The sequence below is a fragment of the Streptomyces flaveus genome (genome assembly GCF_014647675.1).
Lineage (GTDB): Bacteria > Actinomycetota > Actinomycetes > Streptomycetales > Streptomycetaceae > Streptomyces > Streptomyces flaveus.
This window is the reverse complement of sequence record NZ_BMPQ01000029.1, coordinates 40,419-54,013: the sequence shown is the minus strand read 5'-3', so window position 1 is coordinate 54,013 and position 13,595 is coordinate 40,419. Positions and strand designations below refer to the sequence as shown.

Annotated in this window: 11 protein-coding genes; 5 read left to right on the top strand and 6 right to left on the bottom strand. The window is 64.1% G+C overall.

The features are described from left to right. Positions 1-8: 8 nt before the first annotated feature. From IEZ21_RS37100 to haaT, 5 genes are all read right to left on the bottom strand, one after another. Positions 9-371, bottom strand: a complete 363-nt coding sequence (locus IEZ21_RS37100; RefSeq protein WP_189326217.1) for a hypothetical protein — start codon at positions 369-371, stop codon at positions 9-11. Positions 372-373: 2 nt separating this feature from the next. Further along, positions 374-847 (bottom strand): cyclophane-containing RiPP N-acetyltransferase HaaN, encoded by a 474-nt coding sequence (gene haaN / locus IEZ21_RS37095; protein WP_189326216.1) that lies wholly within the window; start codon positions 845-847, stop codon positions 374-376. Positions 848-927: 80 nt separating this feature from the next. Beyond that, positions 928-2,088, bottom strand: a complete 1,161-nt coding sequence (locus tag IEZ21_RS37090) for an FxsB family cyclophane-forming radical SAM/SPASM peptide maturase (RefSeq protein ID WP_189326215.1) — start codon at positions 2,086-2,088, stop codon at positions 928-930. Between the two features lie 13 nt (positions 2,089-2,101). Beyond that, on the bottom strand, positions 2,102-2,302 hold the full coding sequence (gene haaA / locus IEZ21_RS37085) for a HaaA family cyclophane-containing RiPP peptide (protein ID WP_189326214.1): 201 nt from the start codon (positions 2,300-2,302) through the stop codon (positions 2,102-2,104). A 123-nt stretch (positions 2,303-2,425) separates the two neighbouring features. Beyond that, positions 2,426-5,206, bottom strand: a complete 2,781-nt coding sequence (gene haaT / locus IEZ21_RS37080; protein ID WP_189326213.1) for a cyclophane-containing RiPP biosynthesis TPR protein HaaT — start codon at positions 5,204-5,206, stop codon at positions 2,426-2,428. A gap of 334 nt (positions 5,207-5,540) precedes the next feature. On the opposite strand from haaT, the gene IEZ21_RS37075 reads away from it, so the two are divergent. Then, positions 5,541-6,977 carry a DNA phosphorothioation-associated putative methyltransferase gene (locus IEZ21_RS37075; protein WP_189326212.1) on the top strand — a complete coding sequence of 479 codons (1,437 nt, stop codon included), beginning with the start codon at positions 5,541-5,543 and terminating at the stop codon, positions 6,975-6,977. Between the two features lie 17 nt (positions 6,978-6,994). Here the strand turns inward: IEZ21_RS37075 and dndA are convergent, their stop codons facing one another. Continuing rightward, entirely contained in the window at positions 6,995-8,146 is a 1,152-nt protein-coding gene (gene dndA / locus IEZ21_RS37070; RefSeq protein WP_213089403.1) for a cysteine desulfurase DndA, read from the bottom strand. A 265-nt stretch (positions 8,147-8,411) separates the two neighbouring features. Here dndA and dndB point away from each other — a divergent pair, with 265 nt between their 5' ends. The 4 genes from dndB to dndE are packed head-to-tail and all read left to right on the top strand — an operon-like array spanning position 8,412 to position 13,527. Then, positions 8,412-9,551, top strand: a complete 1,140-nt coding sequence (gene dndB / locus IEZ21_RS37065) for a DNA sulfur modification protein DndB (protein ID WP_189326211.1) — start codon at positions 8,412-8,414, stop codon at positions 9,549-9,551. Beyond that, positions 9,548-11,146 carry a DNA phosphorothioation system sulfurtransferase DndC gene (dndC, locus tag IEZ21_RS37060; RefSeq protein ID WP_189326210.1) on the top strand — a complete coding sequence of 533 codons (1,599 nt, stop codon included), beginning with the start codon at positions 9,548-9,550 and terminating at the stop codon, positions 11,144-11,146. Before dndB ends, dndC begins: the two co-directional genes overlap by 4 nt. Next, complete coding sequence (dndD, locus tag IEZ21_RS37055; protein ID WP_189326209.1) at positions 11,133-13,160, top strand: DNA sulfur modification protein DndD; 2,028 nt, start codon at positions 11,133-11,135, stop codon at positions 13,158-13,160. The genes dndC and dndD overlap by 14 nt, the downstream gene beginning before the upstream one ends. Then, positions 13,150-13,527: a DNA sulfur modification protein DndE gene (gene dndE, locus IEZ21_RS37050; protein ID WP_189326208.1), complete on the top strand. Its 378-nt coding sequence runs from the start codon at positions 13,150-13,152 to the stop codon at positions 13,525-13,527. Before dndD ends, dndE begins: the two co-directional genes overlap by 11 nt. Positions 13,528-13,595 lie beyond the last annotated feature (68 nt).

Here is a 13,595-nt window from a genome sequence, read left to right as displayed (position 1 = left end):
ATTGCGCCTCAAGACAGGGCTGCTTCGCATTCCTGGCATCGCTTGATCGCGCGTCGCGAGGTATTGCCCTGCGTCGCGACTGCCGGACAGCTGATGCCGAGACGGTCCCAGAGTCCGGGCGCCGGATCAGGAATCCAGCCCCAGCGCGGCGGCGTCACCAACTCCTCGGTGAGGTGGCCGCACGCGCCCGGCAGGTGCGCGTACTGCGTGGGCGAGATGAGGATGGTGTCGGCCGGGAACCGCTGCCACTCCTGTCGCGTATGAGGCGCCGGTTGTGCCTTCGGTACAGCCCCAGCCGCGGGACAGGCACACCCCAGTCCGATGATGAAGTCGCACCGCTCACAACGCTCTTCCTTCGCGGCCTTGCTCATTCTCAGGCTGCTCCGACGTCGACCCGATAGATGATCTTCCCGTCGAACTCGGAGAAACCAAGTGACTTGTAGAAGGACCGAGCCACTGGGTTGTCGCGGTCGGTCATCCACTCGACGCGGCTGCACCCGGGGCGTGCGGCGGCCAGGGCGCGGAGCTTGTCCATGAGGCGGGCTCCCACGCCTTGCCGGCGGAGGGTGTCGCGGACGTAGAGCTCCTTGAGGAACAGGGAGTGTGAGGATCCCGCAGCCGGCCAGAGGAAGGAGTAGGAGGCGAGGCCGACGATGTCGCCGTCCTCGTCCTCGACCACGAGGGCGGACGCGAGAGGCTGCGAGCTGAAGAGCGCCTCCTCCACTTGCGGACGACGCTCTTCGAGCGGCTGGATCTCGGTCGATCCGTAGAACCGCTCGATCTCCTCGATCAGCTCGGCCAGGGCCGCGGTGTCCCGTTTCTCAGCGGCTCGGATCGTCACACCCATCTGCTTCTCCTGTTGCTGTTCAGCGACTTCACTTGATTGCTCCAACGCGTGGTTTCTCGTATCGGCACGGCTGTAGGCAGCTACGGTGCTGGGGCGACCGACTCGTGCAGGTTCCAGCCGTACTCGCGCAGGGACCCTTGGACGTGCCGGATCAGGTGCTGCAGGTCCGCGCAGTAGACGGAGGGATTCCGGTAGCCGCGCCCGGTGCTGAAACGGTGCGGGAGATAGCCGCCGCCGCATACCTCCAGCAGCGGGCACCTTTGACACTCCGCGGCCAGGGAATTCACCACGTCCTGGCGGTGCAGGAGCTTCGGGTGATTGAGCACCTGGTCGAAGGAGTAGCCGGCGAGGTGACGCCCGAGCGCGGACTCACCCTCTTCGACGGCCCGCAGGGTGTCGACACCTTCGATCGCGCCGTCGGATTCGATCACGACGCTGGTCGGCGGGGCCAAGCCCAGCGTTTCCACGGAACTCCGCACTCCGGAGCTGAGCGCCACGATGTCCTCGAGCATCCGAACGCTGTGCTGGTACTCGGGGTGAGCGAGCCAGGCGTCGTACACCCGGCTCATCCAGAGCCCGTACTCGGGAACGTCCGGGTCGGTGCGGTACGGCGGGTCGTCGTGCGTGCCGTGCGGGAGGTTGAAGTCGATCGCCGGTGGCTCGAACGAGGCCAGGTAGTCATGCACCTCTACCGGGTCGTTGGCCAGGTCCACGACGGCCAGCAGACCCGCGAAGAGGTGCGGCCGGGTGCGGAGGAGCTCGATGCCATGTACGGCCGATGCGGCGCTGGAGCGACCGGCGAGTGTCAGCCGGTGCCGGTCGTTCGCGGTCGGCGGACCGTCGAGACTGACGCCCACGGCTACCTCGTACTGCTCGAAGAGGTCCAGCCACGTCTCGGACAGCAGCGTGCCGTTGGTCTGAAGTTCGAAGCGGACCTCCGTGTCCGCCGGGATCCCGTCCCGGATGATGCCCAAAATGTCGGCTATATGCCGGATGCCGGCGAGCAACGGCTCACCTCCATGCAGCACGACGTGCACGGCCGACAGCCTGTGCACGCGAGCGTGCTCACCGATCCGGCGCGCGGCGACTCGGGCGACGTCAACATCCATCCGGGCGGGCAGGTGCCGCGCCACTTGGTCCTTGGAGTTGAAGACGAAGCAATAGTCGCAATCGATGTTGCAGCGGTTGGCGACCTTGAGGATGAACGTGCGGAAGGGAACGACGCCTTCGTGACGAGTCATCGAGCGTGAGCGCTCACAGCGGCCAAGGCAAGATGAGGGAGGCGGAGTGGGAGCCGTCGCCGGTGCGGCTCGCAGCGGTCTGCTCGGCCGCAAGCCGCTGCTGTACGCGGGCGGCAACTCGGTCCAGAACCGCGGTGGTTGGAGTGGTCTCCGTACTGACCGGGCTGGTGTGGTCCATGACGTGCGACGTGGGAACGGGTGTGCGTAACTGCATTCGACGCTCCTCGTGATCAACGTGCCCCAGGACCGGTTCGCGATAGTTCAAGCGAAAACCGTAGCCACAACGTAGCAGCAGTGCCACATTCCGCGACACGGCGGAATGAGCCATGCCGACTGTTCATCCCGCCCGTGACGCCAGGAGCCGTTCGACTTCGTCGGCCGAGGCGCCCGCGCCCAAACTCCGATAGACGGAGACTGCTTCCCGCAGCACCTCAGCAGCCCCTGTTGCCCCATCGACCACCCAGTCACAGCGGCCGACGCCTTCCAGCGCCCGCGCTTCTTCCAGAGGGCAGCGAACATCTCGCGCCAGCCTCAGCGCTCGCTCGAAATGGCCGCGCGCCTCCGCAGGATTGCCGGAGTTGCGCAGCAGAGCTCCCCAGTGGTTCAGGACTTCTGCCTCGGCACAGCGATCACCCAGCTCCCGAAGAATCTCCAGGCTCCGCTGGAACGCTTCGACGGCGCTGTCCTGCTCACCGGCCATTCCGCGCGCCGCGCCCAACTCGCTGAGCGTGGCGGCTTCTCCGCCGCGGCTGCCGAGATCGCGGTACGCGTCCAGGGCCTCCTGCAGGGTGCGGATCGCGTTCGGCGCGTCCCCGGACAGACGGTCCAGGGTTCCGAGGTGGCGAACGCTGTTGGCGCGGCCGAACCGGTCGCCGAGCTCGGTGTAGTACTCCAACGCCCGGTTGTGGGCATCTCGTGCACCTTCGAGATCACCGGTCAGCCGCCGTACGACGCCCAACTCGTTCAGGGCGTACGCCTGATGTACGCGATCGTCCAGCTCGACGTAGATGTCGTATGCGTCCTGGTGGTGCTGTGCGGCCAGGTCGTACGCGCCCATGAGGCAGTGCACGACGCCCAGGTCCCGGAGGGAGTTCCCCTCCCCGTATCGGTCGCCGAGCTCGCGGTAGATCGACAGGGCTTCGCTCTGTGCCTCCACGGCCGCGTCGAAGTTGCTCATCTGCCGACGCACCATGCCGAGGTCAGCGAGCGCGTTCGCCTGGCCGAGTCGGTCTCCGACCTCACGGTAGAGGGCAAGGGCTTCGGTCTGGGCGCGGGCCGCGTCTTCGTTGTCGGCGGTCAGGTACCAGACGATGCCGGCCTGGTTCAGGGCGTCCGCCTTGCCGCGACGGTCGCCGACCGCGTCGTACTGCGTCACCGCCATGTTCAGGGCCTCGGTCGCTTCGGGGTACGCGGCCATGAAACGGCGTACGACGCCCAGCTCGGCGAGAGCATCGGCCAGGGCCTGGTGGTCGCCGGTCTGGCGGGCGGCCTCGGCGGCGGTCCGATGAAGCCCGACGGCCTGGTCCCAGGGGCCGGACTGGCGCAGGAAGGGCGCCATGGCCGCGGCCAGGCGGATCACAGCGTCGTGCAGGGCGAGGCCGTTCGCACGCCGGATGCAGGCCAGAACGTTGGGCCGCTCGTTCTCTAACCAGCTGAGGGCATCCGCACGCGATTCCAGGGGAGGAGTCTCCACCTGTGCAGCACCGTCCGGTGCAGGCGGCACCGCGGCGCCGCTGCGCACGATGTGTCCATTCGCGACGGCGAGAACGGCCAGGTAGTAGGTGCACACGCGCTGGACGGCGTGTACGTGATCCATGCTGTCTCCCTCCGCAGCAAGACCGCGAGCGTAGTCGCGCAGGAGATCATGAAGCCGGTACCGGCTCCCTGGATGTTCCTCGATCAGGTGGTTGTCGTAGAGGGCGTCAAGGTGCTGGCGAGCCGCTGCAACCGAGACCGCGCCGAGGGCGGCCCCGACGTAGGCATCGAGATCGGTACCGGGGTAGAAGCCGAGATGCTGGAAGAAGCGCTGCCGTTCCGACGTGAGGTCGCGATAGGAGAGATCGAACGTCGCGGTAACAGCACGCTCCCCGGCACGCAGTTCCCCCAGGCGATCCCGGGCAGCCAACAGCCGCTCACGCAAATCCTCGGCGCTCCAGGACGGGTGGTGCCGCAGCCGCGCGGCAAGCAGCGAGACTCCCAGCGGCAGGTACCCGCACAGCCCCACCAGCTCCTGCAGCACTTCCCGGTCGAGCGTGTCCGTCGGCCGCCCACTGAGCCGTACGAACAGGTCGACCGCATGATCCGGTGGTAGTGCCTCCACGGGCAGGACCACCTCCTCGTGCGCCGCCAACCGCTTGCGACTCGTCACCAGCACCAGGCACCCGCTTCCGCCAGGAAGCAGAGGCTCCAACTGCCGGTAGCTGGCCGCATTGTCGAGTATGAGCAGTGCTTTCTTACCCGCCAGTCTGCTGCGCCAAATGGCGGCCCGGGCCTCCGCGACGGCGCTGGCGTCGTCGCCGACCGGTATCTGTTGCGTCGGCACTCCGGCAGCCGCGAGCAGCGAGGCTAACGCCTCGCTGGCCTGCACCGGGCTGCGCCCCGGCGTGTGCCCGTTGAGGTTCACGAAGAGCTGGCCGTCGGGAAACCGCTCCGAGAGCATGTGGCCGGCGTGCACGGCGAAGGCGGTCTTTCCGACGCCGGGCATCCCATCGATCACATGAACCGGCAGTGCCTCGCCACGATCCTGCGAGTCCCGCACCGACCCCACGAGCTGCTCCAGCTCCGCGGCCCGATCGGTGAACGCAGCGGTGTCCCGCGGCAACGACCGCAGCACCAGAGCCGCCTCGGGCGGCTCCGCTCCATCCTCTGACCGCCCCGGTAACAAGGGAGACCGCGCAGGAGTCCGCGTCTCGGACAGCGCGGCGAGCAAGGCCGTCAGCCCTGCCATCGTCAGGCCCAGCACGACCAACGACACCCAGGCGTGCTCCTGTAACCACCCCAGCCAGCCGGGCCACTGCGACGCATCGGAAGCAGCGTTCGTTACGAGCCCGACCAGCAGCGTGGTTACGGCGGCGCCTCCGGAAATGGCGGCGATGGCGATGCCGCGCCGGAGTCTCATGCGCGGGCGTCCGCACCGACCACCGGACCGACCACCGGCGCGAGCGCTTCCGCTCGGCTACTCCTGACGACACACCACGCACCGACAACCGACCTGGTCACGAAGCCCCCCGCGTTCGACAACTCAACTTCCTAAGCGGAACAGCCTTCATAGACCCTGGTCAAGGTCGCCTCTGCGCCATCGAGTGTCGTACGGTTCCAACCTGCCCAGGCCCTGTCAGCGAGTCGGCAGCGGACCCTTCCACGGCCTACTGATATTTGGGTGATCGCCCGGCGGGGGCGTTCAGCCCCCACTACTCTGCCACCGTCCCGACTTCGCCGGCTGCGAGGACGTCATGCAGCAGACCTGGAACAGCGAACGCCGCCTCACTGCAATCGGACGGGCTGCGCTCTCCGTCCCTGCTCGCCAGGCTCTGGCAGACAGACAGCTCGTTCCGGAACGGACGATCCTCGACTACGGCTGCGGACGAGGCCACGACGTCCGCGCACTCGAGCGGCTCGATTGTCGAATTACGGGTTGGGATCCGTACTACCGGCCAGAGACAAAGCTGGAGCCGACCGACGTCGTACTCCTCACTTACGTGCTCAATGTCATCGAAGATCCGGCAGAGCGCCGCCAAACCCTGATGCAGGCATGGGAATTGGCCAACACGGTGCTCATCGTCTCCGCACGACTCACCTGGGAGAAGTCCAAGGTTCGTGGGCAGGAGTTCGGCGATGGCCTCATCACCAGTCGGCAGACCTTCCAGCACCTCTTCGGAGCCAGCGAGCTGCGCGACTACGTCGAGGAAGTCACCGGCACGCGCTGCGTCTCAGCGTCACCCGGCATCGTTTACGCCTTCAAAGACGAATCAGCGCGGCTCGGCTACCTTGCACAGCGCATTGTCCCGGACGCTGAATGGCTGGCTTCAGAGGACACGACCTCGGCCATCGCCGCCGTCATCGATCACGCAGAGCACCGGGGGCGCCAGCCTCGCGTCGAGGAGATGCCACGACCGGTGGCGGAACTCCTGGCCCACTTGAAGCCGAACGAGCTCAAGCGGCTCGTCCGCGACTCCGCCAATCCGGAGAAGGTCTCGGAAGGGGCCAAGCGCACAACCCTCAATACCCTGCTCTTCCTCGCCGTCGAATTGTTCAACGGACGTGGCCCCTTCAGCGGTCTCCCTTTCAGCGTTCAGCTCGACGTCCGCACCTTCTTCTCGTCGTACAAAGAAGCCTGCCAGCGTTCGGACCGACTGCTACTCAAGCTCCGCGACGACGGTTACGTGCGCGGCGCGATGAATGCGTCGCAGGTCGGGAAGATGACGCCAACAGCTCTGTACGTGCACAGGCGCGCGCTCGACCAAATGCCCACCGTGCTACGGCTGTACGAACACTGCGCATCGATCGCCGCCGGCCGCCCGCAGGAATGGACGGTAGCCAAATTGAAGCACCAGGGGCGTGCCGTCTCCTGGCTCGACTACCCCGACTTCGACAAGGACCCGCACCCGCGCATCCAGTCCTCGTACATCGTGGATCTCCAGTCGTTGGAGACGTCGCACATGTCGTACGCGAACTCCACGAACCGGCCACTGCTGCACCGCAAGCACGAGTTCCTCGCACCCGACGACCCTGACGTGCCCCGCTACCGCCGCCTCACCGAGTCCGAGCTCAAAGCGGGGCTCTATGCGAATCCCCACCTCATCGGCACCGAGAAGGGCTGGGAAGCCGAGCTCGTCAGATGCGGACGCGAGCTGCGTGGGCACCGGCTGGTTCGCCGCGCAGCAGACTGACCGTCACCTCGACGTTGTCAGGAGGCAGTCGGCTGCATCCGTACGATCGTCGACACGAACTCCTCCGGGTCAAAGTCGGCGACCTGGCTGGGAAACCACGAAAAGCGCAGCCCGTTGGTGGCTACCTGCTCCGGCAGGCCCATAGCCATCAGGACGTGACTAGGCGTGTACGAGGCGCTGGTGCACGCCGAGCCCGTTGCCACGGCGACCTGCTCCTTGAGCCGTACGATCAACGCTTCTGCGTTCAGGCCATCGAAAGTCACATTCAAGATGTGGGGGACGCTGTGATCCGCGTCACCGTTGACGTGAAAACGGGTCTTACTGAGGGCGGTTAGCATGCGTTCACGCATGGCACGGGCATCTCGCGCCCAACGCTCCTGCCCCTCTTGAAAGATCTTCGCCGCCTCATAGAGCCCCATGATCAGCGGCACAGGGAGCGTGCCAGGCCGGAGCTTCCGCTCCTGGCCGCCTCCGAACATGATCGGCTCCAGCGGAACCTTGTCCCAGCCGCGGCGACGAGTGACCAGAGCACCCACCCCCTTCGGGGCTCCGACCTTGTGGCCGCTGATGCTGATCATGTCGATCGGGGCCTTGAGGTCCTGAGGGACCTTCCCGTAGCCCTGCGCAGCGTCCACGTGAAGCAAGGTAGGCGTCTTGCGTAGCTCCTCGGCGAGTTCGGCCACGGGCTGGATGACGCCGGTCTCGTTGTTCACATGCATCAAGGAGACCAAGAGCGTGTCTGGGCGCAGCTTGTCGAGCACGGCCTCCGTGGTGATCCGGCCGGACGGTCCGGGTTCCAGGAAGTCGACCTCAAAGCCCTTGCTCTGCAGGTGCACGAGGGGCTCGATGACTGCCTTGTGCTCGATGGCAGAGGTGATGATGTGCCGACGCTGGTGCTTCTCGCCATACGGTGCGATGCCAAGGAGGGCGATGTTGTTGGACTCGGTCGCTCCGCTGGTGAAGATGACCTCTTCCGTCTTCGCACCAACGCTCGCCGCCAGGAACGACCGGGCTTCCTGGACTGCCTTCTTGGCGCGCGCCCCGTACTCATGGGTACGACTGCCGGCGTTCCCGAAGTCTTCGGTCATCCAGTGGAGTACCACGTCCGCCACTCTCGGGTCGACGCGAGTCGTCGCCGCCACATCGAGGTACGCCACCACAACTGCCACCCAACCTTTGAGACGTTTCCCTGACACCGTTTACGTTAAGCAGTTAACGTACACGTGCGACGTGTTAACGCGCAGGGGGACGCCGATACGTGCGTCAACACCGATGTGCCGTACGTCATTCCGCGATGGGCAACACGGCGGAAACATCCTGAGAGGCGCGTTGCATGCCGTGCGCTGCCTTCAGCCGGGACCCGTACGTTAAGGGGGAGTCTTGTTACGTCAGGCGAGGGACGCCAGTCAGCGTGAGTACGTTAAAGTTGCCGAAGTGGAGAGCGAAGCCGTGGCACCTGCGACCGGACTCGTCGCCTCGCGTACATCCACAGGGTTCGAGTACACCTTCCCTGCGATCCGCGGTGTCCAGGCAGGTCGAGAGTTCTACGTCTCGATGTGCCCCTTGCGCCTGATCCCCAAGATCTTCATCTTCGATGAGGACGAGTTGCCTCCCGAGCTGCGGGCTCAGCGCATCCTCAACAAGGGGCGTCTCCCTGCACTCACTAAGTACATTCTGGACAATCCAGACGATTACGTCTTCAGTGCTCTTACTGCCTCTGTCGATGGCCAGATGGACTTCGACAGTCATAGTCTCGATGGCGCTGGCTTCCGGACCGGGCAACTGCGCATCTCGATGGACTCTCGGTTCTTGATCAACGATGGTCAGCACCGCCGCGCCGCCATCGAGCTAGCCCTCAAGGAGAACCCAGACCTCGGTGAGGAGACGATCGCCGTCGTCTTCTTCTATGACGCTGGTTTGGCCCGCTCGCAGCAGATGTTCGCCGATCTCAACCGGCACGCAGTCCGTCCTGCTCGCTCTATCGGTGTTCTCTATGACCATCGCGACAACACCGCTCAAATCGTGCGCGTTATGGCTGGCCGGTCGGCCGTCTTCAAGGGCTGCGTGGAGATGGAGAAAAGCAACCTCTCGGCCCGCTCCCGGATGATGTTTACCTTGAGTGCCCTCTACTACGGAACCCAGGCACTTCTCCAGGGGCTGGAGATCGATCGAGGCGAGGCGACTGACCTGGCCCAGTCGTACTGGGAGACGATCGATAAGACGCTCCCAGAGTGGGCGATGGTCCGAAACCGGACACTCTCCGCCGCCGAGATGCGCCGGGACTTCATCCATAGTCACGGGATCGCCCTGCACGCCCTGGGACGCATTGGGAACTCCCTCCTTAAAGAGTCCACCGCACCATCGAAGTGGAAGAAGCGGCTTACTCCGCTCAAGAAGGTGGACTGGAGTCGTTCCAACGTCGATTGGGAGGGGCGCGCCATCGTCGGCGGCCGCGTATCCAAAAGCCACCAAAACGTCACATTGACCGTGAACTACCTGCGTAACCACCTTGGCCTCGGACTCAGTGACGAGGAACAGCGAGTGGAAGACGCATATTTGCGAGGCGATGCATGAACACCCCTCTGCCTCTTGGCATCCCTTCTGTCCGGCGGCTGCCGTTTGACGGCCGCTCGCTGGACGAGGTTGTCACCGAGCTCACCGATGAGGTCCGCGAGCTCTACACCGCGGATGAGGTCCCCTGGGTCATCGGCTACAGCGGCGGTAAGGACTCCACCGCCGTCCTTCAACTGGTCTGGACAGCGCTCAAAGGGCTGCCAGCCGAGAAGCTCATCAAGCCGGTTCATGTCATCAGCACGGACACTCTGGTTGAGAACCCTGTTGTTGCCGCGTGGGTGACCACATCGCTGGAGACCATGGAAAAGGCCGCGGCCGAGCAAGGTCTGCCCGTTCAGCCCCACCGCCTGACTCCAGAAATCAAGGATACGTTCTGGGTCAACCTCATCGGCCGCGGCTACCCTGCTCCTCGCCCGAAATTCCGCTGGTGCACCGAGCGGCTGAAGATCAAGCCCTCGAACGCCTTTATCCGTAACGTCGTTGCCGCCCACGGCGAGGCCATCATGGTTCTCGGAATCCGCAAGACCGAGAGCCAGGCTCGCGCCCGCGCGATGGAAAAGCACGAGAAGCGACGCGTTCGCGACCGTCTCTCTCCGAACGCAAACCTCCCCAACTCTCTCGTCTACAGCCCCGTTGAGGACTGGACCAACGACGACGTGTGGGAGTACCTGATGCAAAAGCCCAACCCCTGGGGCTACAACAATCAGGATCTGCTCACCATGTACCAGGGTGCCTCCGCCGACGGTGAATGCCCGCTGGTTGTCGACTCGACCACTCCGTCGTGCGGCTCCAGCCGCTTCGGGTGCTGGACGTGCACTCTGGTCGAGCAGGACAAGTCCATGACCGCAATGATCCAGAACGATGAAGAGAAGGAGTGGATGACTCCGCTCCTGCAATTGCGGGACAAGCTCGACTCCCCATTCGGGTTTGTTGAGGACAAGGAAGATCCTGATTACCAGCCCGGCAAGAAACTGCCCCACCCTCGACCCGATAGGCCCGCTCGGGACTTCCGCCGCATGAACGGCCAGGTGAATCTCTTCACACGTCGCAGTGATGGCAAGGACGTCGCTGTTCACGGTCCCTATCTTCAGAAATACCGGCAGGAGTGGCTCGAGGAACTGCTCTCCGCGCAAACTTGGATCAGAGCTAACGCCCCCGAGCACGTCCGCAACATCGAGTTGATCACCCTCGACGAGCTGCACGAGATCCGACGTATCTGGGTCTTCGATAAGCACGAGGTCGAGGACACGCTGCCGCAGATCTACAAGAAGGTCACCGGTGAGGAATTTCCGGGCGGGCCGCTTGACGAGCAGCTCGTCATGGGCGCTGACGAGATGGACCTCCTCAAGGAGGTCTGTGACGGGGACGAGTTGCACTACGACATGGTGCGCGAGCTGCTGTCTGTGGAGCGCAGGTACCGCACAATGACGCGGCGTTCCGGTCTCTTCAAGGCACTCGAAGTCGCTGTCCAGAAGGGTTTCTACGAGGACCGTGACGACGCCGTCTCATTCGCGCAGCGCAAGAAAAAGTGGCGCGATGACGTAGTAACAAACCCGACTTTCGACGAAGAGACCAACATCGATGCTCCTGCGTAAGATCACCCTCGAAGAGTTCGGGGCCTACCGGGGTAAGCAGTCGCTGGACCTCACAGTGAAGAAGAACAAGCCGATCATCCTGATCGGCGGTCTCAATGGCTCCGGAAAGACGACCCTGCTCGATGCTATCCAGCTGGCCCTCTATGGTCCGCGTGCCAGATGCAGTGGCCGGGGTACCAAGTCGTACGAGACCTACCTGCGCGAGAGCATCAATCGGCAGCAGGACGCCAGCCGCGGCGCCTCGGTGGCCCTGGAGTTCACTGTCACCGTGGATGCCACGGAGCACTACTACAAGATCGTTCGGAGTTGGCATACCAGTGGCAAGACGCTGAAGGAGTTCCTCAACGTCTTTGTCGACGAGGAGTACGGCGACAAAACCAAGCCAGGCCGCCGTACTCAACCGAACACCAGGTTCAGCAAGCTACTCAGCGAGGGCTGGGCAGACTACGTGGAGGACCTGCTCCCGTTGGAGGTCGCCTCGCTGTCTTTCTTCGACGGCGAGAAGATCGAATCCCTCGCCGATCCCGACCGGGCTGCCTCAGTCATCGAATCCGCGGTGCACTCTTTGCTTGGTGTGAGCACCGTGCAGCAGCTCCGTACCGACCTGCTTGCACTCCAACGGCGCCAGAAGCTGTCCGACGAGGAACAGCACCTGATGGACAACATCCGCGCGCAGGAGAAGGAGCGCGACTTCGTCAAAGAGGAGTTGGAGACCGCCGGCCAGCAGCTGGATCAGCGCGAGACCGAACTGCGCGAAGTGCAACGCACGCTCAGGTCTCTTGAGCGCAAGTTCGAGAAAGAAGGCGGCGGTCTCTTCGAGCGTCGCATTGAGATCGAGCAGGAACGCAAGCGAGCAGCCGAGCGCCTCGCTGAGCTCCGCTCGTCCTTGACTCAGATCGCGGCTGGCCCGCTCCCCTTGCTGATGTTGAAGCCGCAGCTGAAAGACGTTCGCAAGCAGGCCAAACGCGAGCAATCGGCCGCCGAAGCCGATCAGGTCCTCAACGTCTTGGAAGAGCGCGACCAGTGGCTACTCGACTTTCTCCCGGAGGACGCACGAGACACGGTCATAAAGAAACTGGAGGAAGACCGGGCTAAGCGTTCCAAGTACACCACCCTGGAGGTCGACTTCGGACTTCCCCACGATGCTCTGGCCCAGCTCGCGGTGCTGGATGAAGCTCTCGTACGGGACAAGAATCGGGCTGCTGAACTCCTGACACTTGCCACAGCCGCTGCCGAGGAGCTTGATCAGCTGGACCGTCAGCTGGCTGGTGTCCCGGAGCAAAGCAAGGTGGAGGCCATTCAGATCGCGCGTGAGGAACAGCTCCAGGTATTCGCCAGTGTCCAAGCTGCGGTCTCCCGCGACGCCGAGCGAGTAAGAGAGCTGGAGCGGCGCAGCGAGTATGTGTCAGCCGCCCTCGAGCGGGCCCACAACGACTTCGTACGGACGAAGGTCAAAGCTGAAGAAGTCGAGCGGATCATCAAATACTCGGAAAAGGCCCGCCGTACGCTTGAGCGCTTCGGCGAAGCACTACTGCAGCGGCACATCAGCCGACTCGAAGTCGCCATGCTCCAAAGCTTCAAGGAGCTCATGCGAAAGCAGGGCCTGGTCCAGGACCTCCGCATCGACACCGACAACTTCGCGCTGACCTTGACCTCCTCTGAGGGCGAACCAATCGACCCGGGTCGTCTCAGCGCCGGCGAGCGCCAACTCCTGGCGGTCTCCCTCCTCTGGGGGTTGATGAAAGTCGCGGGCAACCGCTTGCCCAGCGTCATCGACACTCCGCTCGGTCGCTTGGACAGCCGCCACCGCGAACATCTCGTGGAGCGCTACTTCCCGCACGCCAGCGATCAGGTCCTCCTCCTGTCCACCGACGAGGAGATCGACGAGTACCTCCTGGGCCGCCTGAAAAAGTCCGTGGCCCGCACTTACACGCTGGTGCACGACGATGCGAACTTCACCACTAGCGTCGTTGAGGACTACTGGTGGAATGCAGGAGCCCCGAATGTCGCTTGATAGTGTCCGCCTCTCGCAGCCGGCCAAGGACCGCTTGAGCCGGTTGAAGCGCACCACAGGCATCACGCAGTGGAATGTCCTATGCCGCTGGGCCCTCGCGCTATCCCTCAAGGATCCATCGACGCCCCTCGTGAAGGACATCGTCACGGACTCCAATGTTGAGATGTCTTGGAAGACCTTCGCCGGCCAGTACCAGGACATCTACCTGGCGCTCCTCAAGCAGCGATGCGTCGCTGACGGGGAAGAGCCGACGGACGAAAACGTCGCCAAGGTGCTGACGGTGCATCTACACCGTGGCATCGGTTACCTCGGTGGGCAAAGAGAGTTGGCGACCGTCGAGGGCATGGTGGCTGCGGTCACAGCTTGAATTGTATGCACATAGGGGGTGTGGGGGACCGCCAGATCCACGGTAGTCACCTCACACCCCACTTGTGG